Below are 24654 nucleotides of genomic sequence, written 5' to 3' on the forward strand. Positions count from 1 at the left end.
CTGGACGAACACGAGCGAAATGATCGATACCTGACGATGCGAGTGTCACCCATGTGACTGAACTCATTTGTTACCCATGTGCTTGTCCTCTACATGCCCCGCATACGGGCCCGATGGAGCCGGGCTACCCTCACGAATTCCCCCGCCACGGAGGCCCGCCCCGACAGCACGTCCCTGTGCTGATCGGGGCTCTAGCGACATCCATGTCGCATGACCTCCTGAGCGCCGGTTTCGCTCGGCCTTCTGAAGGGGCGTTCCGGTGCGCTCGGAGGTTTCTCTGGAAACCCGTAGGGCGCATAACGCCTACGGCGTTATGCGCCGTTTGCGTCGAACCTCGGTGCATTGGTCAACGGCGGATAACCGCGAACGGTTATTCGCCCTACGAGTTTGCCGGCTGACGCTGCGTTATCCGTGCACGCCGAATGGCCCCCTCTCCCTTCAGGGAGAGGGTTGGGGAGAGGGGACGGACTTCGCTCGCGCACCTCTGCCAACCCTGACGCCGCTCCCCCTCCCTAACCCTCCCCCGCAAGCGGGAGAGGGGACCGTTCGGCGCGATGCGGAACCATGAAGCTCCCGGTTCCCCGATTGGGTTCACCGGCCGCGCCGGACGCCCCGGTGGCGCGGCCAACGGCGGATAACCGCGAACGGTTATGCGCCCTACGCCGGCGCTTTTCCTGCAACTGTAGGGCTCCGCCCCGGTCCTACAGGCGGAACCGCTGCACCAGGCCGCTGAGGTCCACGGCCAGGCGCGACAGTTCGTGGCTGGCGGTGCTGGTCTGCTGCGAGCCGGCGGCGCTCTGGTTGGACAGGTCGCGGATGTTGCCCAGGTTGGTCTCGATGTCGCGGGCCATGGCGGCCTGGTGTTCCACCGACTCGGCGATGCGCCGGTTGCGTTCGTCGATGCTGCGGGCGGCCTCGATTATCTGTGCCAGGGCGCGGTCGGCGGCACTGGCCTGGCCCTGGGTGTGGTCGGCCTGCTCGGCGCTGTGCTGCAGCGCCTCGACGGTGCGCCCGGTGCCCTGCTGGATGGCGCCGATCAGCTGTTCGATCTCGCGGGTGGAATCGCCGGTGCGCTTGGCCAGCGCGCGCACCTCGTCGGCCACCACCGAGAAGCCGCGCCCGGCCTCGCCGGCGCGGGCCGCCTCGATGGCGGCGTTGAGCGCCAGCAGGTTGGTCTGCTCGGCGACGTTGCGGATCACGTCCAGCACCTTGCTGATATCCAGCGTCTGCTCGGCCAGGCCGCGGGCCTGCTGCGCCGCGTGGCGCACGCCTTCGCCCAGCTCGCGCAGCGAGCCCAGGGTGGTGGCCAGCTGGCGCTGGCCGTCCAGGGCCTCGTCGTTGGAGCGCCGGGCCACCTCGGCGGTGCTTTGCGCGTGCTCGGCGACGTCGCCCACCGCCGCGCTCATCTGGCTCATGGCGCGGCTGACGTCGTCGATCTCGCCGTGCTGCTGGTGCAGGCCGCGGCTGCCTTCGTCCATCACCGCGCTCATCTGCTCGCTGGAGGTGGCCAGTTGCTCGGCGGCCTCGCCGATCTGGCGGATGGTGCCCTGCAGGTTGTCGCGCATGCGCCCCAGGCGCTCCAGCAGCATCGCAGCCTCGTCGCGGCCCTGGCTGTGCACGCCCTGGCTGAGGTCGCCGGCGGCGATGCGCTCGGCTACCTGCAGCGCCTCGGCCAGCGGCCGCACCAGGCTGCGCGTCAGCCGCCAGGCCAGCAGCAGGGTGACCAGCAGGGCGCCGCCCAGGGCCGCCCAGACGATGCGCAGGGCCCGGGCGTAGGCGCTGGCGGCCGCGCGGGTGGCGCTGTCCGCGGCCTGGCGGTTGAGCTCGCGCAGCAGCTGCACCTGGGTGTCGATGGCCTCGCCCTGCTGGTCGATGTTGGCGACCAGCAGGGTGCGCGCCTCGTCCAGCTTCTGCTGCTCCAGCAACTGCTGTTCCTCGCGGATGGTCTGGATGAACTGGCCGAAGGCCTGGTGCAGCGCCTCGATGGCGCCACGCTCGGTGTCGTCGCTGATCAGCGCCTGGTAGGCGCGGAATTCCTGTTCGATGTCCAGGGCCAACTGCTCGATGATCACCTTGTTGCCGCTGCGCACCATGGTCTCGGGGTTGGCCACCTGCTGCATGGAGCGCACGCGCAGCTGGGCGAGGTTGAGGGCGATGCTGTCGGCCAGGGCGATGCTCGGCAGCTGGTCGCCGTCGATGGCCTCGCCCTGGGCGCGGATGGCCGCCATCTGGTACAGGCAATAGGCGCCGACGCCGCCCAGCAGCGCGGCGCTGAACAGGAAGCAGAGCAGGGTGCGCTGGCCGATGCGCAGGCGCCGCAGGGGCTCCCAGCGGGCGAATCGGCCGAGGAGGGCTTGGGGTTTCTTCATCACGGGCTACCACGGGCTGCTGTGATGCTCTGGCGAGCGGGTTTCGGACGCGCAGAGCATATGAAAGCCGTGTGACAGTCTTGTGTAATGGCCAGGGGATATCACTGCCTGCGGCCGGGCAGATCATTGATTCACCTGGGAAAAACGCCGTTCAGGCCGGGGCGGGCTGCTGCCGCGCGGAGTCCACCAGGTAGGCGGCGAGGCTGTCGTCCAGCTCGCCGTCGCGCAGCCAGCGCAGGGCGATGGGCCAGAGGCTGTCCTGGAAGCGGCTGTGGAAGAAGGCGAAGTGGCCGATGCCCTCCAGGCCCAGCGCCTGGGGCGGCAGGCGCAGGTGCAGGCAGCGGCTGTTGCGGTAGTAGGCCAGCAGGCGCTGGATGGCCGGGCCGGTGCCGAACTCGTCGTCGGTCACGCTCAGGGCCAGGGTGGCGCCGCGCAGGCCGGCGAAGCCCTCGGCCAGGCGCGAGCGTTCTTCCGCGCTCATGGCCTGCGGGCCGCGCCGGTAGGCGTCTTCGAAGCGCGGGCCGGGGTGCGTCCAGTCGCGCACCACGCCGTGGGGCGTGTCTTCCATCCAGCCCAGGCGCTTGGCCGGGAAGTAGCCGAACAGGCCGCTGAGCACCGGCATCGCCAGGTGCCACTTGAGCAGCATGCGCAGGCGCCGCCGCGGGGCGTAGTCGCGCCAGTGGGCGAACTGCGCGCCCATGCTGAACACGCGCTGGACGAGGTGGTTGGAGGGGGCCAGGCCCACCAGGAAGCCGCCGACGCTGTGGGCCACCACCAGGATCGGCTGCCGCGGGGCGTTGGCCGCGGCCCAGCGCAGGGCGCCCTCGAAGTCCAGGCGGCCCCAGTCCAGCCAACTGGCGGAGAAGCCGCGCAGCGAGGCCGGGCGCGAGCCGCCGATGCCGCGGTAGTCGTAGCAGAGCACGTCGAAGCCCTGGCCGTGCAGGTAGTCGGCGAAGCGCGCGTAGTAGTCGCCGCGCACCGAGGTGGCCGGGTTGACGATCACCAGCGGGCGCGGCTGCGCGGCCGCGTCGGCATGGCGCCAGAGGCGGCCCTGGAGCGGGTAGCCGTCGGCGGCGTCGAAGGTCAGTGGCAGGCCCATGGCGTTCTCTTTTTCCATTGTGCAGGACGGACTCTAGCGCTGGGCGATGGGGCGCTACCAGTACAGTTGCGGGAAAAAAACCGCCGCACCCATCCCGGGTGCGACCGGGGTTGGGGCGGCGGAGGCTGCAGATCGGCAGCGGGGCGGTTGGCCTCGCTGATCCGGTTGATAGTGTGCGCTGGAGTGGGGTTGGGGGGTAGGTTCAGGTGGGGTGGGAAAAAGCGGTGCAGAGGGGTGTTTCGGCGTTAGCCGGCTAGCACAGAGATTACCGGCTGAAACCATTCCTTCTCTCGGCACGGACAAGCCCCCTCTCCCTTCAGGGCGGGGCGCGCAGCCGAGGGCTGGGGAGAGGGAGCGGACTCGCCCCAGTACACCGATACCACAGGAAGAACACCCACCAAGACCCCCCATCAAGCCAACAACCCACTCGCCTTGGCCCGGGCCACGGCCTGGGTGCGTCTTTCCACTTCGAGCTTGATGTTGATGCGCCGGGCGTGGGTCTTCACCGTGTGCAGCGAGATTTCCAGTTGCTCGGCGATTTCCTGGTTGGAGCAGCCCTGGGCGATCAGTTCCAGCACTTCCAGTTCGCGCTGGCTGAGCATTTCCGCCGGCGCCGGCGCCGGCTGGGCTTCGGCGGTGCCCGGCGCGCGGTTGGCCGGGGCGAGGGCGGGGAGTTGCGCCAGCAGTTGCCGCGACCAGCTGGCGTCGTTGCGCTGCAGCCGGGCCAGGGGCCGCAGCAGGGACAGCCTGCGGCAGTCCTGCAGGGCTTCGCGCAGGTGTTCCTCGGCGGCCGCCTGGTCCAGGGCGTGGAGGGTCTCGGCCAGGCGCAGCTGGGTCTCGCAGGCCAGGCTGCGCAGGCCCAGGCGCTGGCAGTCGCGCTGCAGGGCCTGCAGTTCGTGGCTGGCGCGGGTGGTTTCGCCCAGCTCGTCGTGGGCCTGGGCCAGCAGCAGGCGTACGCGGTACTGCAGGTCGTAGAAGCCGGTGGGGGCCAGCAGCGGGTTGAGCCCCAGCTCGGCGAGCACGCCGAACAGTTCGTCGCGGGCCCTGGCCGGTTCGCCGCTGGCCAGGCACAGCCGGGCGCGGGCCAGGCGCAGCACTTCGCGGTAGCGGATCTCGGGGATGCACAGGCGCTGCATGCGCCGCTCGGCGGCCAGCAGCAGCTGGTGGGCGCGCTCTACCTCGCCGCGCTCGCAGGCCAGGCTGATCAGCGCGTGGTAGGCGTACAGCAGGTAGGCGTCCTGGCTTTCCTCGGCTTCGCGCAGGCCGCGCTGGAGCCCGGCCTCGGCGCCGGCGTCGTCGCCACGCAGGGCCAGCAGCTCGCCGCGCAGCACGTGCAGGCGGGCGCTCATGGGGCCGCCGTGGGCGTGCTTGCGCAACTCGGCGAGCATCTGCTCGGCGTAGTCCAGGGCGTGGCGGTGTTCGCCGGAAAGGGCCAGCAGGTGGATGTGCTCGACGCTGAGCAGGGCCTCGAAGCACAGGTTGGCGTGGCGCCGCGACAGGCGCAGGCCGGCCTGGCAGTGCTGGCGGGCGACGGTCAGGTCGCCTTCGACCATGGCCTGCTGGGCCAGGGCCTGGTGGCAGAGGATGTGCTGGCCCCAGAAGCGTTCCTCCAGGTGCTGCAGGGCGTCGCTGCAGTTGCGCCGCGCGTCGGGCAGGGCGAACTGGCGTTGCAGCACGCCGAGGGTGGCCTGGTAGTGCGCCAGGCAGAGCCGCTGGCGGTGGGCGTCCGGCCGCGGCAGGAAGCGCGACAATCCCTGCAGGCAGGCCATGGCCTCGTCCAGGCGGGCGCAGAGGATCAGCGCCCAGGTCTCCAGGAGGATCAGCTTGGGGCTGGACTGCAGCAGGCCCTCGGGCAGCTCGTCGCGCCAGCGCAGCAGTTGCACGGCGCTGTGCTCGACCATCATCTGGTCGCTGTTGGCGTCCTGCAGCAGCGCCACGGCCCGTTCGATGGAGCCGGCGGCCAGGGCCAGCTGGGTGGCCTGGCGCAGGTCGCCGTGCTCGGCGAACCACTGGCTGGCGGCCAGCAGGGCGTCGGCGGGCGGCGCTTCGTCGCGGGCCTGGCGCAGCAGCTCGGCGAGCGGCGGCCAGAGCGCGAACCAGCCGCTGCCTTCGTCCAGGCGCCGGAGCAGCTGCATCTGCTCCAGCTGCGCGAAGGCCGCTTCGCCCACCGGCGCCAGGTGCCGGCACAGCCCGGCCTTGAAGCGGGGCAGGTGGGCCAGCACCCGCAGGGCCTCGCGCAGCGGCGCCGGCAGCGGGGCGAGCACTTCGCGGCGCAGGTAGTCGTGCAGCAGGCCGCCGCCGGCCTCGGGCCAGCGCAGGCGGCCCTGCAGGGCGAGCAGGCCGAGCAGGGCCGGCCAGCCGGCGCTGCGGCCGAGCAGCTCGTCGGCCTCGTCCTCGGCCGCTTCGGCCGGCTGCTTGCGCAGCAGCTGTTCCAGTTCGTCGCGGTCCAGCGCCAGGTCGGCGGCGCCCAGTTCCAGCAACTCGCCCTGCAGCAGCAGGCGCGGCAGGTTCCAGTCCGGGCGGCGGCGGGCGCCGATCCACCAGCGGATGTCGGCGGCGCTGTTCTCCAGCAGCCCGGCCACGCAGGCGTCCAGTTCGGCGTCGGCCTGGCGCGGGTAGTCGTCCAGCACTATCCAGAGCGGCTGCGGGCCGCCTTCCAGCAGGCGCTGCAGGTCGTCCTGCCAGTTCCGCGCGGCGGGGTCGAGGTCCAGCACTATGGCCAGGCGGCTGAGCAAGGCGTCCGCGCTCAGCGCCCGGCCGCGCAGGTCGAGCCAGGCGACGCGCCCGCGGGGGCCGGCCTGGCGCGCGCATTCGTTGAGCAGCACGCTCTTGCCGAAGCCGGCGGGGGCGTGCAGCAGGTTCACCCGCTGGCGTCCGCCGAGCAGGCGCTGCAACAGGCGCGGCCGCGCCAGGTGGCGGGCCGGCAGCAGCGGCAGCGCCCCGCTCAGGGGGCGGGGGGCGGTGCGGCTGGCGATGGCGTGGACGCTGGGGTGCGGGTTCATCTGCGAGGCTCCTGGCCCCGGACCTGGCCGGGGCGGCGTTGCGGGTACGGTGGCCGGCTCAGCCGCGCAGCGGCGGCAGGCGGGAGGCCCAGGGGCGGGCCCGTTCGAGTTCCGCGGCGAGGCGGAACAGGGTGCCTTCGTCGCCCAGGCGCGCGGCGAACTGCACGCCGATGGGCGTGCCGCCCTCGGTCCAGTACAGCGGCACGCTCATGGCCGGCTGGCCGGTGGCGTTGTAGATCGAGGTGAAGGCCGCAAGGGGCGCGGAACGGCCGAAGTAGCTGTCGATGGGCTCGCCCTCCCGGTAGGCCAGCTCGCCGATGGCGCCCGGCGGGCAGGCCAGGGTCGGGCTGAGGATCAGGTCGTAGTGCTCGTGGAAGGCGGCGATTTCCCGCGCCATGCGTTGCAGGGTGCGCTGGGCCAGGACGTAGTCGGTGGCGCTGACCTGGCCGGCGAGCCCGACCAGCACGCGGGTCAGCGGCTCGATGTCGGTGGCCCCGGCCGAGTGGCCTACCTGCTGCTCCAGGCTGCGCAGGTGCAGCGCCGCGGAGACCACGAAGAGGCGGACGAAGGCCTGGCCGAGGGCGGGCACGTCGGACACCGTCGGCGCCTCGTCGTTGACCTCGTGGCCCAGTTCGCGGCAGAGCCGGGCGGCCGATTCCAGCGCGGCCTGGCAGTCCGGGTGCACCGCGACGCCGGTGAACGGCGTGCGCAGCAGGCCGATGCGCAGGCGGCGGTGCGGTGCGTCGATTTCCTGCAGGTAGGGGCGGCTCCTGGGCGGGGCCAGGTAGGGCGCGCCATGGTCCGGCGCCGAGGTGGCGTCCAGCAGGGCGGCGCTGTCGCGCACCGAGATCGAGCAGCAGTGCTCGGCGGGCAGGCCGCCGGTGCCTTCGCCGACCTTGGGCCCCACCGGGTTGCGCCCGCGGCTGGGCTTGAGGCCGAACACCCCGCAGGCCGAGGCGGGAATGCGGATGGAGCCGCCGATGTCGCTGGCATGGGCCATGGGCACCAGGCGCGCGGCCACCGCGGCGGCGGCCCCGCCGCTGGAGCCGCCGGCGGAGAGCGCGAGGTTCCAGGGGTTGAGGCAGGGGCCGAACGCCGCCGGCTCGGTGGCCGGGGTGATGCCGAATTCCGGGGTGTTGCTGCGGCCGACGGTGATCAGGCCGGCGGCGCGGTAGCGGCGCACCAGCTCGGTGTCGTGGTCGGCGCGGTTGTGCACGCCCAGGCGGCTGCCGTAGGACAGCGGCTGGCCGGCCTCGGCGCCGCCGGCCAGGTCCTTGAGCAGGAAGGGCACGCCGCGGAAGGGGCCGCCGGGCAGCGGGCCGCGGGCCCGTGCGCGGGCCTGTTCGAACTGGCGCCAGATCACCGCGTTGAGCGCGGGGTCGTGCCGTTCGATGCGGGCGATGGCGGCGTCCACCAGTTCCAGCGGGGTGACTTCGCCACGGGTGACCAGTTGCGCCTGGGCGGTGGCGTCGAGCAGATGCAGCGAATCGTTCATGGGCGGGCTCCCGGTTGGCCGGCCAGGCCGTCCAGGGCCTGGAAGGCGGCGTCCAGCGCCTGTTCGACGACGCGCCGCTTCCAGTGGTCGGTGTCGACGTAGAAGGCGTCGCGCAGGCGCTGCTTGATGGCCGCGGCGGTGGCGGCGTCGGTTTCGGGGTGGTTGCTCAGCCACTGGTCGGCGCGCAGGGCCATCAGCACGTCCTCCGACGGCAGGGTGCCGTACTCCAGGCCGATGCCGGTGTATTCGGCCTGGGGGCATGCCTGGTAGGCCAGGTGCCACATGTTGCCGGCCAGTTCGGCGGACACGCAGCCGTCCTCGTACAGCGAGGTCACGTCCGCGCCCCACCAGGCGCGGGCCCGGGCCAGGCCGGCGGCGTCGCCGGGGCGGGCGTGGGCGATGCGCTCGCCGTGGCCGCAGGGGCCCAGGGCGGTGTGCAGGTCGATCCAGCCCAGGCGCGCGCAGCGGCTGGCGTGTTCACCCAGTATCGCGCGCAGGGCGAGGTTGCTCCAGGTCGGCGCGTTGCCGCCGTAGAACAGGCCGTCGGGGTACTGGTACTGGCCGCCGCTGATGGCCTGCTGTATGGCCCGCGGGCCGTGTTCGGCGAGGTAGGCGTAGAGCGCTTCGTCGGCCTCGGGGGCCGGCCAGGTGTCCGGCACCAGGGCCCGGGCGAGCGCGTCGTAGCCCGGGTTGGCGGGCAGGGGGCCGGCGAAGTCCTGGAAGTTGCGGTTCAGGTCGACGTTCTCGTGGGTCCAGCGGCGCCACCAGGAGAAGCCCCAGGGGTTGATGCCGTGGATGTACAGCACCGCCACGCCGGCGGCCTTCGCCCGCTGGTGGAAGCCCGGGTCGTCGAGCAGGGCGTTCTGCACGCCGGAGCCGCAGAAGCCCTCGACGCCATGGCAGGCGCTGCTGACGATGAGCAGGGCCTGGGCGTCGGCGGCGCCGAAGCGCGCCACGTCCACGGCCAGTTGCTCGTCGTCGCGGCCGGGCAGGGGGTGGACGTGGCTGCTGGCCTGAAGGCCGGCGGCGCGGGCGCGGGCGAGGAACTGCCGGCGGGCCTGGCGATAGTCCTGGGCGAAGTATTCGGAAGGGTTGCTCACGGGTGTCTCCTCGGGGTTCAGGCCGGCCGTCCGCTGTTCGCCAGGGCCTTGCGCATGCCCAGCGCCATGGCCAGGGCGGCGATCATGAACAGCGCGCAGAGCAGGTAGATGGCGTCGTCCAGGCTGCCGGTGCGGGCCTTGATGGCGCCGACCACGGCCGGGCTGATGCCGGCGACGCTGGCCAGAGTGTTGACCAGGGCGATGCCGACGGCGGCGCGCTCGCGTTCCAGGTAGCGGGTGACCATGGCCCAGAACACCGGGGTGGCCGCCACCAGGGCCGAGCCGCCGGCGGTGATGGCGACAAGCGTCCAGGCCAGGCTGCCGTTGCCGATGGCCCAGGCCAGCAGCAGGAAGCCGGCGCTGGCGGCCATGAAGGCCGCGGTCCAGTGCAGGCGCTGTTCGTTGCGGCGGTCGGAGCGGCGGCCGTACCAGAACATGGCGAACAGCGCGAAGACGTTGGGGACGACCGCGTACAGGCCGACCAGCTGCAGGTCGGCCACGCCCAGCTCGCGGATGATGGTCGGCGTCCAGAAGGCCAGGAAGTAGCCGGCGCAGCCGGAGACGAAGGCGCCGAAGGCCAGCAGGTAGATGCGCGGGTCGCGCAGCACCGCGGCCAGCGCGCCCTTGCCGTGGCCGCCGCTGGCCTCGCCGTCGCTGGCCGCGCCCTGCAGGCCCTGGCGCAGCAGCTCGCGCTCGTCCGCGCTCAGCCATTTGGCGTCCTGCGGGCCGTTGGGCAGCAGCCATAGCACCAGCAGGCCGAGCAGCACCGTGGGCATGCCTTCGATGAAGAACATCCACTGCCAGCCTTCCCAGCCATGCAGCCCGTGCATGTTCTTCAGGATCCAGCCCGACACCGGGCTGGTGATGAAGGCCGCGGCCACCTGGGCCATGCAGAACAGCGCCAGCACCCGGGCGCGGCGCTGCGGCGGGTACCAGAAGGTGAGGTAGAGGACGATGCCGGGGAAGAAGCCGGCCTCGAACACCCCGAGCAGGAAGCGCACCAGGTAGAACTGGGTGGGCGTGGTGACCAGCAGCGTGGCGCTGGAGGCCAGGCCCCAGAGCAGCATGATGCGCATGATGGTCAGGCGCGCGCCGATACGCTGCAGGAGCATGTTGCTGGGCACTTCGAAGAGCACGTAGCCGACGAAGAACATGGCCGCGCCCAGGCCGTAGACGGCATCGCTGAAGCCCAGCGAGGTCTTCATCTGCAGCTGGGCGAAGCCGATGTTCGCGCGGTCGATGAAGTTCAGCAGGTAGCAGATGAACAGGAAGGGGATGAGGCGGCGGGTGATCCTGGCATAGACGGCTTCGACGTTGCCGTGGGGCGCCAGGCCGCTTTGCGCCGCCGCGGGCGCGCTGATGAGTGTGGACATGCGAGGCTCCGGGGGAGGGGCGACCACGGGGTGCCGGCCGCCGCGCCTGGCCCTTGTGGGGCCGCCGCGCGGCGGACCGGCGCCGGGACTACTGGACCTGGGTGGTTTCGACCGCTGCCGGCTGCGGCGCGGGGCTGGGCTGTTGCGCCGCGGCGCCGTTCACCTTGCGCCGCGGCGGGGTGGCCGGCCTGGCCTTGGGCAGCGCCTTGACGGGGTGGCCGGCCTTGGCGGCCGGCTTGCCCCGGGCGTCGTCCCGCTTGGCGGGGGCGGCCCTGGGGGCGCTGCGGGGGCGTTTCGGCCCGGCGGGGGTGTCGCCTGCCTTGCCCTGGGGCGCCGCCACGGCGGCCTTGCTGCGCGCCAGTTCGAGCAGGCGGCGGTGCTCGGCCAGCAGGTGGTCGCCCAGGTCGTTGAGGTCGGGCAGGGCGCGGCGGCAGGCGATCAGGCCGTAGTCCAGGCGGTCGTGGTAGCTGGTCACGGTGACGTTCAGGGCCATGCCATGGCTGGGGATGGACACCGGGTAGTAGCACAGCACCTTGGCGCCGGCGAAATACAGCTGCATGGGAATGCCGGTGACGTTGGAGATCACCAGGTTGGCCGGCGGCGGCATCCAGTTGGCCAGGCGCGAGCGGCCGTACATGGCGGCCAGGCCGGAGAGCAGCCAGGGCGCGGCGAAGATCGGGAAGTCCATGGGGATGGCCGAGCGGAAGCGGTTCATCGCCTCCTTGCGCTGCGTCGAGGAGGCGTTGATGCGGCGCAGGCGCTCCAGCGGGTCGGCCTCGTTGGTGGCCAGGTCGATGGCCAGCATGCTCACCTGGTTGTTGGCGGTGTCGTCGCCGGGGGCGCGCAGGCTCACCGGCGCCGCGGCGGTCAGGGGCTTCTCCGGCAGCTCGCCGCTGGCCTTGAGGTAGCGGCGCAGGGCGCCGGAGACGGTGGCCATGACCACGTCGTTGAAGCTCACCTCCAGCTGGCGCGCCATTTCCTTGATCTCCGCCAGGGGCACGGTGCGCCCGGCGAAGCTGCGCTGGTTGGTGATGGCCACGTTCAGCGGGGTGCGCGGGGCCAGCAGCTTGCGCGGGTCGAGGTTGCGCCAGTTGCGCAGGCTGCTGTCGCCCACCACCGGCAGCAGGCTGCGGCCGGCGCGCAGCATGTCCGGCAGCATCCGGGCCAGCTTGACGTACTGGCGGCCGGCGTTGCCGATGGCCGCCCCGGCCAGTTCGGCGACGCCGAGCTGGTACGGGTTGCGCCGCAGCCGCGGCGGCGCCGGCGGGATGACGCGGCCGCTGGGCACGTCGTCGAACAGCGCGCGGACCAGCTCGATGCCGGCCTGGCCGTCGACGTTGGCGTGGTGGACCTTGGCGTACAGCGCCACCTCGCCGCTGCGCAGGCCGTCGATGATGGTGATTTCCCACAGCGGCCGGCTGCGGTCCATCAGGCTCGAGTGGGCGCGGGCGACCACCTGCTGCAACTGGCGGTTGCTGCCCGGCTTGGGCAGGGTGATGTGGCGGATGTGGTGCTCCAGGTCCAGGTGTTCGTCCTCGACCCAGACCGGGTCCGACAAGTCGAAGGGCATGAACGCCAGCTTGCGGGTGAAGACCGTCGCCAGGTGCAGGCGCCCGGCCAGGTACCGCTTGACCTCTTCGTAGAAGTCGCCTTCGTAGCCTTCAGGCAGTTGCAGCACATGGAGCGAACCAATGTGCGTGGGCATCTCGGCCGATTCCATATGCAGGAATATGGCGTCCATCCCGCTCAGATGTTTCATCGCGTCACCAACCTTGTTCTTGTCGTTGCTGGGAAATTGCTCGCAAGGCCCGTTGCGGCGGGCGGTTCAGTTCCTCATCGTTTCGGCGCGCGGAAGGGGAACAGGGCGCGCTTGAGGCCGCGCGGGCGGAACTGCCGCCACTGGTCCTCCGGTTGCGCCAGGCGGTCGCCGATGGCGTACCAGACCAGCGGGTGCACGCCCAGGCCGATGTGGCTGGCGCAGTTGACCTCGATGTTGTCGGTCAGGCGGCCGCGCCGTTCCACGCTGCCGCCCCAGCCGACGATGCCGTCGCCGCGGCTGTAGATGGAGGTGGTGGGCACCGGCGGCGCCTCCTCGCCGCGTTCCTCGGCATCGCGCTTGAAGCTGCGCACCAGGCGGTACAGCTCCCAGGCGTTGGTGCTGCTCTGCGGCGGGCCGTACAGCGGGCTGCCGAGGGTGATCACCTGGCGCACGCTGCCCGGCAGGGCGCGGGCGAGCTCGCGGGCGAAGATGCCGCCCAGGCTCCAGCCGACGAGGCTGACCTTGCGTCCCGAATCCTCGTGCAACTGCTGCAGCTGGGCCAGCAGCCTGTCCACCACGCCTTCGCCGGGCCCGCGGTTGAGGCCCTGGCCCCAGCCATGGGCGTCGTAGCCGCGGCTGGCGAGGAAGCGGCGCAGCGGCAGCGTGGAGTAGTCGTTGGCCATCAGCCCGGGCAGCACCAGCACGCTGTGGCCATCGCCGCGTGGCACGTTGAGCAGCAGCCAGGGCATGGCGGCCGGGATCGAGGCCCATTCCAGCAGGGCGCGCGATTCCAGCGCCCAGAGCAGGGGGGACGGGCGGCGCTCCACGGGGTGCCGGCGGAAGGGCGCGGTGATGGAGGCGGGGAAGATCGAGGGCATGACGGTGTCCTTGTACGGGGGTACGGGTCAGGTGTTGCTGGGTGATTGGGCAGCTGCGATCTCGTCCTTCAGCAGCTTCTTGGAGAGCTTGCCCACGGCGGTCTTGGGCAGTTCGGCGCGGATTTCCAGGGCCTGCACCATCTCGTGCTTGCCCAGGCGGTCCTTGAGGAAGGCCTTGAGCCCGTCGAGGTCGAAGGGGGCATGGCCGGCGCGCAGCTTGACGTAGGCCTTGGGCGACTGGCCGCGGTAGGCGTCGGGAATGCCCAGGACCATGACTTCCTCCACCGCCGGGTGGGCGTAGATGGCTTCCTCGATCACCCGCGGGTAGACGTTGTAGCCGCCGCACAGGAGCATGTCCTTGGTGCGGTCGACGATGTGGATGTAGCCGTCCTCGTCCATGTAGCCGACGTCGCCGGTGCGGAAGTAGCCGTCGGCGGTGAAGGCCTCGGCGCTGGCCTGGGGGGCGTTCCAGTAGCCGCGCATGATGTTCGGCCCGCGGATGGCCAGCTCGCCGTTCTGCCCCAACTGCACCTTGCGCTCGGGGGCGTCGAGGTCGAGGAAGCAGATGTCCACGCCGATGTGCGGGATGCCGCAGGAGCCGGCCCTGGGCCGCTCGGCCGGGGTGAAGGTGCCGCCGGTGCAGGTCTCGGTCATGCCCCAGCCCTCGGTGATCTGGCAACCGGTCAGGGCCTTGAACTGCTGCATCAGCTCCACCGGCAGCGGCGCGCCGCCCGAGGCGCAGATCTTCAGGCAGCGCAGGTCGTATTCGCCCACCTGCGGGTGGCTGAGCAGGGCGGTGAACATGGTCGGCACGCCGGGGAAGCAGCTCACCCGGTTGTCGTGGATGTCGCGCAGCACCGCGCCGGCGTCGAAGCGCACGTGCAGGCGCATCTCGGCGCCGACCGCCACCGGGAACAGCAGGCAGCCGACCAGGGCATAGATGTGGAACAGCGGCAGCACCACCAGGATGCTTTCGCGGCCCTCGTACAGGCGCTGGTCGTTGTCGACGTTGATCATCGCCACCTGGGCCGCGGCGGCGCCGAGGTTGGCGTGGGTCAGCATGGCGCCCTTGGGCAGGCCGGTGGTGCCGCCGGTGTACTGCAGCACGGCCAGGGCCTGGTCCAGCGGCGGCAGCGGGTGGGGCTGCCAGTCGCCGTCGTTGTCCAGCAGTTGCTCGAAGGGCAGGCACTGTTCGCTGTAGAGCACCTGGGCGAGCTGGCCCTCCTGCTGCAGGCGGGCGCGGGTCTCCCGCGGCTGCGCGCCGAAGTCGCCCAGCGAGCCCACCACCAGGGTGTGCAGGCGGGTGCTCTGGAGCAGGCGCTCCATCAGCGGGTAGAGGCTGTCCAGGTCGAGGGTGACGAGGATGTCGGTGCGGCTGTCCTCGATCTTGTGCGCCAGCACGTCGCCGGCATCCAGCGGCGAGTAGTTCACCACGGTGCCGCCGGCGCGCAGGATGGCGAAGAAGGCGATGGCGTACTGCGGCACGTTGGGCAGGTAGAGGCCGACGTGGACGCCGGGGCCGACCCCCAGGTCCTGCAGGCCCTTGGCGGCGCGGTCGATCAGCGAGGCGAACTCGCGGTAGGCGACCTTGCGCCCCATGAAGTCGATGGCCGGGCGGTCCGGCCAGCGGCGCACGGAATCGTCGAGCATGTCCAGCACGCTGAGGCCGGAGAGGTCGTTGTCCCAGCGTACGCCGGCAGGGTAAGAGCGGGTCCAGGGGGTTTGCACTGCAAGTGTCTCCTTATTGTTTGCCGGCATGGTGAGGCTGGGGCTGGTGTATGAACTGTCCGGAATTTGCGGCTTGGAAAAACTGCCGACGAGGGTGCGGGAGATTCGTACCAAAGGCTGATGGGTGAGCGCCGAAAGGGCTCTGGAACGGGCCTTGTGGCGTGATCAGCGGAATGGAGGGTGGGGGATTCATGGGGCTGATGGCGCTACGCCTACGTCATTGCAGGCGGCAGGCTGCAGGCAAGAGCGGGCTGCCCGGCATGAATGAGACGTTCAGCGTCAACCTGCAGGAGGTGGGCGTGGGATAGGAGCAACTGTCTCGCGGCCTGCGCCGCCTCTTTCCAACCCGTAGGGCGCATAACGCCTACGGCGTTATCCGCCGTCGCCGGGTACCGGTGCGCCGGCGAGCGGCGGATAACCGCGAACGGTTATTCGCCCTACGGTCGAGCGCAGACACAAGCGGGCCCTGCCCGCGAATCGCGCGCAGGGCGCGCTCCTACAGGTGGGACAGCGGTGGCGGTGTGGGACTCCGTCCGCGATTTTCTAGCCCCAACTCAGGTTTCGAAATAGAAGCTCTGGAAGCGCTCGGCCAGTTGCAGGGTGAGCTGCGCCGCCTGCAGGTGCAGGGGATGGGGGCCGTAGTCCTGGGCCGCCTGCAGCGACTCGAAGGTGACTATGGTGCCGAAGTCGAAGCTCTCGTCCGGCCCGTTGCGGCCCAGGCTGGCGCGGGGGCCGAAGCGGACCTCGCGCACCCCCGGGATCTGCCGCAGGCTTTCGCAGGCGGCGGTCAGCCGGGCGATGTGTTCGAGGTTGCCCGGCTCCTTCAGCCAGGTGATGACTACGCTCTGTACGCTCATGCGCAATGTTCCTCTGGCAGGGGGTTGATGCAGTTGCGCAGCGGTTCGCCGCGCAGGGCGTCGAGCAGGTTGTCGAAGGCCTCGAGGGTCATGCGCCGGTGGGTCTCGCGGGTGGAGGCGCCGTTGTGCGGCGACAGCACCAGGTTGCTCAGGGGCAGCAGCGCCGGGTTCACCGCCGGTTCGTCCTCGGCGACGTCCAGCCCGGCTGCCGCCAGGCGGCCTTCGCGCAGGGCCGTGGCCAGGGCGTTCTCGTCCACCAGGCCGCCGCGGGCGGTGTTGATCAGGATGGCCTGGGGCTTCATCCGCGCCAGCGCTTTCGCGTCGATGATGTGGTGGGTGGCGGCGTTGTAGGGCAGTTGCAGGATGAGCGCGTCGCTCTGTTCCAGCAGGTTTTCGAAGTCCAGGTAGCGCACGCCCAGCCGGGCCTCCTCCGCTTCCGGCAGGCGGTGCCGGTTGCAGTAGGCGACGTCCATGTCGAAGCCGCGGGCGCGCTTGGCCAGTTCCCTGCCGATGCCGCCCAGGCCGAGGATGCCCAGTTGCTTGTGGTGCACGTCCTGGCCGAACAGCGGCGAGGAGTCGGCGCGCCAGCCGCCGCCGCGGACGAAGGCGTCGGCCTCGACGATGCGCCTGGCCGCGGCCAGCAGCAGGCCGAAGGCGAGGTCGGCGGTGGCCGCGGCCACCGCCATGGGGGTGTTGCAGACGCGGGTGCCGTGGGCGGTGCAGGCGGCCACGTCGATGTGGTCGAAGCCGGCGCTGACGGTGCTCAGCACCTTCAGCCGCGGGCAGCGCGCCAGCAGCGCGGCGTCGATGCGGTCGCCGGGCACCACCAGGGCGTAGTCGGCCTCGCCCAGCAGCCCGGCGAGGTCCTCGGGGATGCCCTGGTCCGGCATGCGGATGTCGGCATGGGCGCGCAGGTTGCCCAACAGCGCATCGGGCACCTGGCGCGACAGGGCGATGCAGGGTTTTTCGCTCATCGCTCGTTCCTTCAGTCGCGGTAGCTGGTGTCGATGCGGTCGAGCTTGCGCAGCAGCGCCGGCCAGACGAAGTCGCCGCCCTGGCCGCCGGTCTGCTTGTGCGCCACCTCGGCCACGCCCTCGATGATCCGCGGGTCGACCTCGATCAGCTTGCCGCCGGCCTGGGCCGCCAGCTGGATCTGGCAGGTGGTCTCGAAGGTGTACATGTGCAGGAAGGCGTCGGCGATGCTGTGGCCGACGGTGAGCAGGCCGTGGTTGCGCAGCATGAAGAACAACTTGTCGCCCAGGTCCGCCTGCAGGCGCGGCTTCTCGTCGTCGCGCAGGGCCACGCCCTCGTAGTCGTGGTAGCCCAGCGAGGAGAGCACGAAGGTGGACTGCTGGCTGATCGGCAGGATGCCGCATTCCTGGGTGCTGACCGCCACACCGGCCCTGGTGTGGGTGTGCAGCACGCACTGGATGTCGTGGCGCGCGGCGTGGATGGCGCTATGGATGACGAAGCCGGCGCGGTTGGCGTCGTAGGGGCTGTCGATGACCTTGTCGCCGTTCTGGTCGATCTTCACCAGGTTGGAGGCGGTGATCTCGTCGAACAGCAGGCCGTAGGGGTTGATCAGGAAGTGGTGCTCGGGGCCGGGGATGCGCGCGCTGATGTGGGTGAAGACCAGGTCGGTCCAGCCGTACAGCGCCACCAGCCGGTAGCAGGCGGCCAGGTCGACGCGCAGTCGCCATTCTTCGTCGCTCACCTGGGCACGCACATGGGGGAGGGCGAGTTCGTGGGGCATGGTGCTTCCTTCTTGTAGGTGTTGTGGTGGAGCACCGCAGGCTACGTCCTGGCGCGGCCCGGCAACTGTCCTGAATTTGACGCCTGGACGGTGGCGCCCGCCCGCGGGCACTCGTCGACGGGGGAAGCTGCCGGCATGCCTTGTGCTGGCTTGCCGGGCGGCCGAATAATGGGCGGCACCGTCCCGTTTTCATGGAGCTTGCAGGCGTGACCTTCCCCTCGATGTTGTCCGAGTCGCATCTGGCCGTGCTGATGGCCAGCCCCTGGTTCGGCGGCCTGCCGGCGCCGGTTCGCGACGACATGCTGGCCCGCGCCGGCGTCCGCGCGCTGAACAGCGGGCAACAGCTGTTCCGCTGCGGCGAGCCGCCGGACGGCCTGTACATCGTGCTGCAGGGCATCATCCGCCTCAGCAACACCACCCGCGACGGCCAGGAGGCGGTGCTGAACTTCTACGAACCGGGCAGCTGGCTGGGCGAGGTGTCGATGCTCGACCACAGCACGCGCCTGCACGACGCCCATGCCCACGAGCCCTCCCAGGTGCTGCACATCAGCCCGCTGGCCCTGGGCGAGCTGTGCGACCGCCACCCGGCGCTGGTGCGCATGCTGCTGGACCTGGAGGTTTCCCGCCTGCGCGCCATGCTGGTGGCCTTCGCCGCCTTTTCCACGCAGTCGCTGGAGCAGCGCCTGGCCGGGCGCCTGCTGGGCCTGAGCGAATCCTTCGGGGCGAAGGAGGAGGAGGGGGTGAGCCTGGACCTGCGGCTATCCCAGGAGTCCATGGCGCAGCTCATCGGCGCCACCCGCCAGCGTGTCAACCAGGTGCTCAAGCAGTGGGAGCAGCAGGGCCTGATCCGGCAGCGCTACGGGCAACTGCTGCTGCTGCGCCCGGATGTGCTGCAGACCCTGGCCCAGGAGCGGCCGGCCCGCTAGCCGGGCGGCCCTAGGGGCCCGCTGGCGGCTGGCCCGCGGCCTGCAGCTCGGCGCGTCGCTCGTGGGCGCGCTCGATCAGGTAGGCGCGGATCTGCTCCACCTGCTCCGGCGTCAGCCGGCCGGCGAACGGCGGCATGCCCCGGCCGGCCCGCGCGCCGGCGACGATGCCCTGGAAGTCCTCGTGCGTCTGCGCCGTCATGTAGCGCAGGTCGGGAATGACGTTCGCGCTGAAGGCGCCCAGGCCGTGGCACACCCCGCAGTGCTCGCGGAACAGCTGGTCGCCGGCCGCCGCCGTGGCCGCGTCGGCGGTCATCGGCGGTGGCTCGGGCAGCCGTATGGCGCGCCGCCTGACCTGGGGCATGGGCGCGGTGCCGCCGAGCCTGAAGGTGAACACCCGGGCGTCGGGCACGGTGCGCGTGCGTTCGGACAGGGCGCCGAAGGTGATCGGGTAGGAGCCGCCCCAGCCGCTGCTGAAGGTCACGTACTGCTCGCCGTCCACGCTGTAGGTGACAGGCGCGGCCACCACGCCGCTGCTGACCTCGCGCTGCCACAGCAGCTTGCCGCTGTCGGCCGCGTAGGCCAGCAGGCGGCCATCGTGGGTGCCCTGGAACACCAGGTTGCCGGCGGTGGCCAGGGTGCCGCCGTTGGCGATCTGCGCGTAGGGCACCGACCAGGCTTCCCGCTGCCGCACGGGGTCCCAGGCCTGCAGCTTGCCGGTGTAGATCCGTGCGAATTCGTCGATGCTCCTGCTGTCCCTGGGCATCGGCGGGAACTCCAGGCCGGTGTTCCACCGGCCCTTGGCGGGCGTATCCAGCTTCGCCTTCGGGTGATGGATGTCGGCCGTCGATTGCGTGGGGATGTAGACCAGGCCGGTCTTCGGGCTGTAGCTCATCGGCTGCCAGTTGTGCCCGCCCTGGGAACCGGGGAACACCAGCTTGGCCTCGCCCTTGCTCCAGTAGTCGGCCGCCTCCAGGTCGATGATCGGCCGGCCGCTGTCCTTGTCCACGCCCTTGGCCCAGTTGACCCTGGGGGCGTACTGGGCGGCCGAGAGCAGCTTGCCCGTGGCCGCGTCCAGCACGTAGAAGAAGCCGTTCTTCGGCGCCTGCATCACCACCTTGCGCGGCTTGCCGTCGATGGGCAGGGTGGCGACGACGATGTGCTGCGTGGCGGTGTAGTCCCAGGCGTCGCCCGGCGTGGTCTGGTAGTGCCAGACGTAGCGCCCGCTGTCGGGGCGGACCGCGACGATGGAGGAAAGGAACAGGTTGTCGCCCTTGCCCTGGGAGCGCTGGCCGTAGTTCCAGAAGGCGCCGTTGCCGACGCCGAGGTAGAGCAGGTCGAGCTCGGCGTCGTAGGCCATCGAGTCCCACACGGTGCCGCCGCCGCCCTGTTTCCAGTACTGGTCGCCGAACCAGGTCTTGCGGATCATGCCGATGGTGTCGGTCTCGTCGCCCTTGGCCGGGTCGCCCGGCACGGTGAAGAAGCGCCAGGCCTGCGCGCCGGTCTCGGCATCGTAGGCGGTGACGTAGCCGCGCACGCCGAACTCGCCGCCGCCGTTGCCGATCACCACCTTGCCCTTGATGATGCGCGGGGCGCCGGTGATGGTGTAGTTGCGAGCGTGGTCGAGCACGGTGTCCACCGACCACAGGCGTTGCCCGTCGCGGGCGTCCAGGGCTTCCAGCCGGCCGTCGTACACGCCCACGTAGACCTTGCCGTTCCACACCGCCACGCCGCGGTTGGCCGCGTCGCAGCAACCCGAACCCTGGATGCCGCGATAGACCCCGGGGTCGTACTTCCACAGCAGCTCGCCGGTGCGCGCGTCCAGCGCGTGGACGATGCTGTAGGCGCTGGTGGTGTACATCACGCCGTCCACCACCAGGGGCGTGGCCTCGATGACGCGGTCCAGCCCGAAGCCGTAGTCCCAGGCCAGGCCGAGCCGCCCCACGTTCCCCTCGTTGACCTGCTCCAGCGGCGAATAGCGCTGCTCGCCGTAGGTGCGGCCGGTGCTCATCCAGTTGCCGGGCTCGCTGTCGGCGGCGTTCAGGCGCCGGGCGTCGACCGCCGCCGGGCCGGCCGACCAGGCCAGCGGCGCCGCGAGCAGCAGGAGCGCCGCCCCGGTATTCCAAGGTGCTTTCATGATTCGTTCCCTCATGGCGCCGCCAGCGGCGGCTCGTTTCGGGCGAGGCTCGGGTGCAGGACGGTGCCCCGGCGGCAGGCCGCCGCCGGGGCCGGCCGTCAGGCGTGACGCGCAGCGCGGGTCAGGGTTCGAGCCCCAGCGCGGCCGCCACCTGCGGGTAGGCCACCGTGTCGATCAGCTGGCGCGTGGCGGCGCCGTAGGGTGGCGTGATCAGCTCGAAGCTGCCGCCCGCGCGGCGCTCGTAGAAACCGCGCGGGTTGGAGAACTCGCGAAAGCCTTCCTCGCCGTGGTGCCGGCCCATGCCGCTGGCGCCCACCCCGCCGAAGCCCATGGAGGCCAGCGCGCCCTGCATCACGGCGATGTTGAAGCACACGCCGCCGGAGCGGGTGCGCGTGGCGATCGCCTGGCGCAGCGCCGGGTCGTCGCTGAACAGGTAGATGCCCAGCGGCGCATCGCCCCGGTTGATGCGCGCGACCAGGTCGTCGGTGTCCCTGTAGGTCTGCACCGGCAGGATCGGGCCGAAGATTTCCTCGCGCACCACCTGGGCGTCGTCGCGCGGGTTGACCACGATGTGGAAGGGCATGTCGCGGGCGCCGACATCCATCTCGCGGCCGATGCGGATCACCCGGTCGCTCTTGCCCTGCGCATCCTCCAGCAGGCGTTGCAGGCGCTCGACGTGGCGCGGGCTGATGATGCCGCTGGCGCTGCTGGCGCCGTTGTCGTGGCCGAAGCTGTGCTGCATCACTTCGCTTAGGGCCTTCACGAAGTCCTGCAGCCCGTCCTCGGGCACCAGCAGGTGGTCGACGGTGATGCACAGCTGGCCGCGCTTGATGGCCTTGATGCCGGCGATGGTCGCCAGCGTCTGCGCGTCGCCGAGCTTGTCGCGGCCGACGATGGTGGGGTTGCGCCCGCCCAGTTCGAGGGTGACCGGCACCAGGTTCTCGGCGCAGCGCTTCATGATCTCGCGCCCCACCGCCGTGCCGCCGGTGAACAACAGGTGGTCCCAGGGCAGCGTGGCGCAGTGCCGGGCCAGTTCCAGGTCGCCGTTGACCACGGCGACCTCGTCCTCGGCGAAGTAGGCCGCGAACATTTCCTGCAGCAGGGCGCCGCTGTGGGGCGTGAGGTCCGAGGGCTTGAGGATCACCCGGTTGCCGGCGCCCAGCATGTCGACGAGCGGGCCGATGCCGACGTCGAACGGGAAGTTCCATGCCGCCATGTTGCAGACCACGCCCTTGGGGCTGTACTGCACGTAGGCCAGCGACTCGCCCTGGGTGGCGGGGTCGACGGGCTTGGCGATGGGCTTCATCCATTCATGGACGTGGGCGCAGTCGAAGCGCACGCGCTCGATCATCGGCAGGATTTCGGTGAGGTCCGCCGCCGCGCCCGGATGGCTGCCGAAGTCCGCCGCCAGCGCCTCGTGGATCCTGGCGCGGTACTGGTACAGCATCGGCACGATGCGCGACATGCGCTCGATGCGCGTCTCGGCGCTGGGGAACATGTCCTGGGCGAAGGCCGCCTTCTGCAGCGCGAACAGGCGCTCCAGGCGCTGGATGGGGGTTTGCGTGTTCATGATGGGTCTCCAGTGGGTAGCCGCGCGTCCCGCCCTGGATGGAGCGGGCCGTGCGGGAGGGCGCTGGCCCCCGGCCAGGGGCACGGGGGCAGCAAGATGCTCGGGCCGACGGCCTCGATGTCGGTATGGCCGCAGAAGGCCATGCTCAGGCTCAGTTCGTTGTGGATGATCTCCAGCGCGCGGCTCACGCCGGCCTCGCCGAGCGCCCCCAGGCCGTAGACGAAGGCGCGCCCCAGCAGGCAGCCGCGCGCGCCCAGGGCGCGGGCGCGGAGCACGTCCTGGCCGCTGCGGATGCCGCCGTCCATCCAGACTTCGGTCTGGGCGCCGACCGCGTCGACTATCGGCGGCAGCGCGCGGATGCTCGACTGGGTGCCGTCGAGCTGGCGTCCGCCGTGGTTGCTGACCACGATGGCGTCGGCGCCGTGGGCCACGGCGCTGCGGGCGTCGTCCACGTCCTGGATGCCCTTGAGCAGCAGCGGGCCATCCCACCAGCGGCGGATTTCGGCGACGTCGGCCCAGTTCAGCGACGGGTCGAGTTCGCCGCCGCGCCAGCGCGCCATGTCGGCCATGCTGTCGATGCCGGGGGCGTGGCCGACCACGTTGCCGAACGCCCGCCGCGGCGTGCCGGCCATGCCCAGCGCCCAGCGCGGGTGCCTGGCCACGTCGAGCAACTGGCGCAGGTTCATGCGCGAGGGATCGGTCAGGCCGTTCTTCAGGTCCTTGTGGCGCTGGCCCACCAGCGACAGGTCCAGGGTCAGCACCAGCGCCGTGCAGCCGGCCGCCTTGGCGCGCTCGACCAGGCGCCGGGCGAAGGCGCGGTCGCGCATCACGTAGAGCTGGAACCAGAAGCCGGGGCCGGCGTGCTCGGCCACGTCCTCGATGGAGCAGATGGCCATGGTGGACAGCGTGAAGGGGATGCCGAAGGTCCGCGCCGCACGGGCCGCGAGGATTTCGCCGTCGGCATGCTGCATGCCCAGCGCGCCCACCGGGGCGAGCGCGACCGGCATGGACAGGCGCTGGCCGAGCAGCGTGGTGGCGGTGCTGCGCCGGTCGATGTCGATGGCCACGCGCTGGCGCAGCAGCAACTGCCGCAGGTCGGCCTCGTTGGCGCGGTAGGTGCTCTCGGTCCACGAGCCCGAGTCGGCGTAGTCGTAGAACATGCGCGGCACGCGGCGCTGCGCCAGGGCCCGCAGGTCCTCGATGCAGGTGATGCAGGTCATGGCGCACCGCCATCGAGCAGCTTGCCCGGGTTGAGGATGCCGGCGGGGTCCAGCGTGCGCTTGATCGCGCCCATCAGCGCGCGTTCCGGCGGGCTGCGGGTGATCGACAGCCAGGGTTTCTTCTCCAGCCCTATGCCGTGCTCGGCCGACACCGAGCCGCCGCGGGCCCGCAGTTCCGCGTAGACCAGCGCCTCGATGCGCGGCTTGAGCCGCGCCAGGTCGGCGTGGGGCAGGGTGACGACCAGGTGCAGGTTGCCGTCGCCCAGGTGGCCGAACACGTAGAGCCGGTGCGCCCGGGTTTCCGCGAGCAACAGCTGCTGCACCTGGCGCACGTAGCCGTCCATCGCGGCGATCGGCAGCGAGATGTCGAAGCCCAGCGGCGTGCCGTGCCGCATCACCTGCTCCACGTCGTCGCGCAGCGCCCAGAAGGCCTGCGCGTCGGCATCGGAGCGGGCGAGCACCGCGTCGCTCAGCAGCCCTTGCGCCAGGGCCGCCTCGAGCGCGGCCTCGAAGCGCTGGCCATCGGCTTCGCGGTGGGCTCCCTGGGCCTCGACCAGCACGTAGAAGGGATGTTCCTGGCCCAGCGGCGGCAGGCTCCTGGCCGGCGGCGTGGTCACCAGCCGGTAGAAGGACTGCCACATCACCTCGAACGACGACAGCGCGCCGCCCAGCGCGCGGTCCAGGTGGCGCAGCAGGCCGGCCACGGCGTCGAAGTCCGGCGCCGCCAGCAGCGTGGTGTGAGTGGCCAGCGGCTTCTCGCGCAGGCGCAGCACCAGGCGGGTGATCACCCCCAGGGTGCCTTCGCTGCCGATGAACAGCTGCTTGAGGTCGTAGCCGGTGTTGTTCTTGATCAGCGGGTGCAGGGCGGACACCACGGTGCCGTCGGCCAGCACGGCCTCCAGCCCCAGCACCATGTCGCGGGTCATGCCGTAGCGCAGCACGCGGGTGCCGCCGGCGTTGGTGGCAGCGGTGCCGCCCAGCGTGGCGCTGCCGCGCGCGCCCAGGTCCAGCGGATAGACCAGGCCCTGTGCCTCCACGGCTTCCTGCAGGGCCTGCAGGGTGACGCCGGCCTGCACGGTGGCGGTGCGCTGTTGCGGGTCGATGGCCTCGATGGCGCGCATGCGCTCCAGCGACAGGATGATCTCGCCGGGCCCGGCATCGGCGCCGCGCACCAGGCCGGTCAGGCCACCCTGGGGCACCACCGGCAGGCGTCGCTGGTGGCACCAGCGCAGCACGGCGGCGACTTCCCCGGTGCCGGCCGGGCGCACCAGCGCCCGCGCCCGCAGGTTGTCGGCGCGCAAGGCGCCTGCTGAACGGCTGGCGAGATCGGCCGCGCAGAGCACGCCGTTGTCGCCGACGATGGCGCGCAGCGCCTCGACGATGGGGTCCAT

16 protein-coding genes and 2 pseudogenes are annotated in these 24654 nt (G+C 71.3%); 1 reads left to right on the forward strand and 17 read right to left on the reverse strand.

The features are described 5' to 3' along the window. Positions 1 to 701 precede the first annotated feature (701 nt). The 13 genes and pseudogenes from CHC02_RS31040 to CHC02_RS25380 all read right to left on the reverse strand — a co-directional run bounded on the left by CHC02_RS31040 (position 702) and on the right by CHC02_RS25380 (position 17413). Positions 702 to 2369 (reverse strand): methyl-accepting chemotaxis protein, encoded by a 1668-nt coding sequence (locus CHC02_RS31040; RefSeq protein ID WP_089394155.1) that lies wholly within the window; start codon positions 2367 to 2369, stop codon positions 702 to 704. A gap of 151 nt (positions 2370 to 2520) precedes the next feature. After that, the gene (locus tag CHC02_RS25330; RefSeq protein WP_089394156.1) at positions 2521 to 3468 is read right to left on the reverse strand and encodes an alpha/beta hydrolase family protein; all 948 of its coding nucleotides are present in this window, start codon (positions 3466 to 3468) and stop codon (positions 2521 to 2523) included. Between the two features lie 410 nt (positions 3469 to 3878). Next, positions 3879 to 4073 (reverse strand): annotated as a pseudogene (locus CHC02_RS31005) (response regulator transcription factor); the annotation flags it as partial. Positions 4074 to 4238: 165 nt separating this feature from the next. Next, positions 4239 to 6470, reverse strand: a pseudogene (locus CHC02_RS30805) (winged helix-turn-helix domain-containing protein); the annotation flags it as partial. Between the two features lie 58 nt (positions 6471 to 6528). Further along, positions 6529 to 7965, reverse strand: coding sequence for an amidase (locus CHC02_RS25340; RefSeq protein ID WP_089394158.1), 1437 nt, complete (start codon positions 7963 to 7965; stop codon positions 6529 to 6531). Then, on the reverse strand, positions 7962 to 9065 hold the full coding sequence (locus tag CHC02_RS25345; RefSeq protein ID WP_089394159.1) for a M14 family metallopeptidase: 1104 nt from the start codon (positions 9063 to 9065) through the stop codon (positions 7962 to 7964). The genes CHC02_RS25340 and CHC02_RS25345 overlap by 4 nt, the downstream gene beginning before the upstream one ends. 17 nt (positions 9066 to 9082) lie before the next feature. Further along, complete coding sequence (locus tag CHC02_RS25350) at positions 9083 to 10438, reverse strand: MFS transporter (protein WP_089394160.1); 1356 nt, start codon at positions 10436 to 10438, stop codon at positions 9083 to 9085. A gap of 88 nt (positions 10439 to 10526) precedes the next feature. Then, complete coding sequence (locus CHC02_RS25355) at positions 10527 to 12143, reverse strand: wax ester/triacylglycerol synthase family O-acyltransferase (protein ID WP_244160996.1); 1617 nt, start codon at positions 12141 to 12143, stop codon at positions 10527 to 10529. 128 nt (positions 12144 to 12271) lie between these two features. Continuing rightward, complete coding sequence (locus CHC02_RS25360; RefSeq protein ID WP_089394162.1) at positions 12272 to 13075, reverse strand: lipase family alpha/beta hydrolase; 804 nt, start codon at positions 13073 to 13075, stop codon at positions 12272 to 12274. 27 nt (positions 13076 to 13102) lie between these two features. Further along, the gene (locus CHC02_RS25365; protein WP_208604365.1) at positions 13103 to 14803 is read right to left on the reverse strand and encodes a long-chain-fatty-acid--CoA ligase; all 1701 of its coding nucleotides are present in this window, start codon (positions 14801 to 14803) and stop codon (positions 13103 to 13105) included. Positions 14804 to 15357: 554 nt separating this feature from the next. Next, positions 15358 to 15660 carry a Dabb family protein gene (locus CHC02_RS25370; RefSeq protein ID WP_089394164.1) on the reverse strand — a complete coding sequence of 101 codons (303 nt, stop codon included), beginning with the start codon at positions 15658 to 15660 and terminating at the stop codon, positions 15358 to 15360. Next, complete coding sequence (locus CHC02_RS25375; protein WP_089394165.1) at positions 15657 to 16634, reverse strand: NAD(P)-dependent oxidoreductase; 978 nt, start codon at positions 16632 to 16634, stop codon at positions 15657 to 15659. Before CHC02_RS25375 ends, CHC02_RS25370 begins: the two co-directional genes overlap by 4 nt. An 11-nt stretch (positions 16635 to 16645) precedes the next feature. After that, complete coding sequence (locus CHC02_RS25380) at positions 16646 to 17413, reverse strand: class II aldolase/adducin family protein (RefSeq protein WP_089394166.1); 768 nt, start codon at positions 17411 to 17413, stop codon at positions 16646 to 16648. Positions 17414 to 17619: 206 nt separating this feature from the next. On the opposite strand from CHC02_RS25380, the gene CHC02_RS25385 reads away from it, so the two are divergent. Beyond that, entirely contained in the window at positions 17620 to 18339 is a 720-nt protein-coding gene (locus CHC02_RS25385) for a Crp/Fnr family transcriptional regulator (protein WP_089394167.1), read from the forward strand. 10 nt (positions 18340 to 18349) lie between these two features. Here the strand turns inward: CHC02_RS25385 and CHC02_RS25390 are convergent, their stop codons facing one another. From CHC02_RS25390 to CHC02_RS25405, 4 genes are all read right to left on the reverse strand, one after another. Next, on the reverse strand, positions 18350 to 20473 hold the full coding sequence (locus tag CHC02_RS25390) for a PQQ-dependent dehydrogenase, methanol/ethanol family (protein WP_089394168.1): 2124 nt from the start codon (positions 20471 to 20473) through the stop codon (positions 18350 to 18352). Positions 20474 to 20594: 121 nt separating this feature from the next. Next, positions 20595 to 22043 (reverse strand): aldehyde dehydrogenase family protein, encoded by a 1449-nt coding sequence (locus CHC02_RS25395; protein WP_089394169.1) that lies wholly within the window; start codon positions 22041 to 22043, stop codon positions 20595 to 20597. Continuing rightward, positions 22040 to 23263, reverse strand: coding sequence for an alpha-hydroxy acid oxidase (locus CHC02_RS25400; protein ID WP_089394170.1), 1224 nt, complete (start codon positions 23261 to 23263; stop codon positions 22040 to 22042). The genes CHC02_RS25395 and CHC02_RS25400 overlap by 4 nt, the downstream gene beginning before the upstream one ends. Beyond that, the gene (locus tag CHC02_RS25405; RefSeq protein WP_176450347.1) at positions 23260 to 24654 is read right to left on the reverse strand and encodes an FAD-binding oxidoreductase; all 1395 of its coding nucleotides are present in this window, start codon (positions 24652 to 24654) and stop codon (positions 23260 to 23262) included. Before CHC02_RS25405 ends, CHC02_RS25400 begins: the two co-directional genes overlap by 4 nt.

This window comes from Pseudomonas delhiensis (assembly GCF_900187975.1).
GTDB lineage: Bacteria > Pseudomonadota > Gammaproteobacteria > Pseudomonadales > Pseudomonadaceae > Pseudomonas > Pseudomonas delhiensis.

Bases quoted from the DNA above. Each gene is read 5' to 3' on its own strand.
- CHC02_RS31040 (WP_089394155.1), bottom strand. From the start codon at position 2,369: ATGAAGAAACCCCAAGCCCTCCTCGGCCGATTCGCCCGCTGGGAGCCC.
- CHC02_RS25330 (WP_089394156.1), bottom strand. From the start codon at position 3,468: ATGGGCCTGCCACTGACCTTCGACGCCGCCGACGGCTACCCGCTCCAG.
- CHC02_RS25340 (WP_089394158.1), bottom strand. From the start codon at position 7,965: ATGAACGATTCGCTGCATCTGCTCGACGCCACCGCCCAGGCGCAACTG.
- CHC02_RS25350 (WP_089394160.1), bottom strand. From the start codon at position 10,438: ATGTCCACACTCATCAGCGCGCCCGCGGCGGCGCAAAGCGGCCTGGCG.
- CHC02_RS25355 (WP_244160996.1), bottom strand. From the start codon at position 12,143: ATGCCCACGCACATTGGTTCGCTCCATGTGCTGCAACTGCCTGAAGGC.
- CHC02_RS25360 (WP_089394162.1), bottom strand. From the start codon at position 13,075: ATGCCCTCGATCTTCCCCGCCTCCATCACCGCGCCCTTCCGCCGGCAC.
- CHC02_RS25370 (WP_089394164.1), bottom strand. From the start codon at position 15,660: ATGAGCGTACAGAGCGTAGTCATCACCTGGCTGAAGGAGCCGGGCAAC.
- CHC02_RS25375 (WP_089394165.1), bottom strand. From the start codon at position 16,634: ATGAGCGAAAAACCCTGCATCGCCCTGTCGCGCCAGGTGCCCGATGCG.
- CHC02_RS25380 (WP_089394166.1), bottom strand. From the start codon at position 17,413: ATGCCCCACGAACTCGCCCTCCCCCATGTGCGTGCCCAGGTGAGCGAC.
- CHC02_RS25390 (WP_089394168.1), bottom strand. From the start codon at position 20,473: ATGAAAGCACCTTGGAATACCGGGGCGGCGCTCCTGCTGCTCGCGGCG.
- CHC02_RS25395 (WP_089394169.1), bottom strand. From the start codon at position 22,043: ATGAACACGCAAACCCCCATCCAGCGCCTGGAGCGCCTGTTCGCGCTG.
- CHC02_RS25400 (WP_089394170.1), bottom strand. From the start codon at position 23,263: ATGACCTGCATCACCTGCATCGAGGACCTGCGGGCCCTGGCGCAGCGC.
- CHC02_RS25405 (WP_176450347.1), bottom strand. From the start codon at position 24,654: ATGGACCCCATCGTCGAGGCGCTGCGCGCCATCGTCGGCGACAACGGC.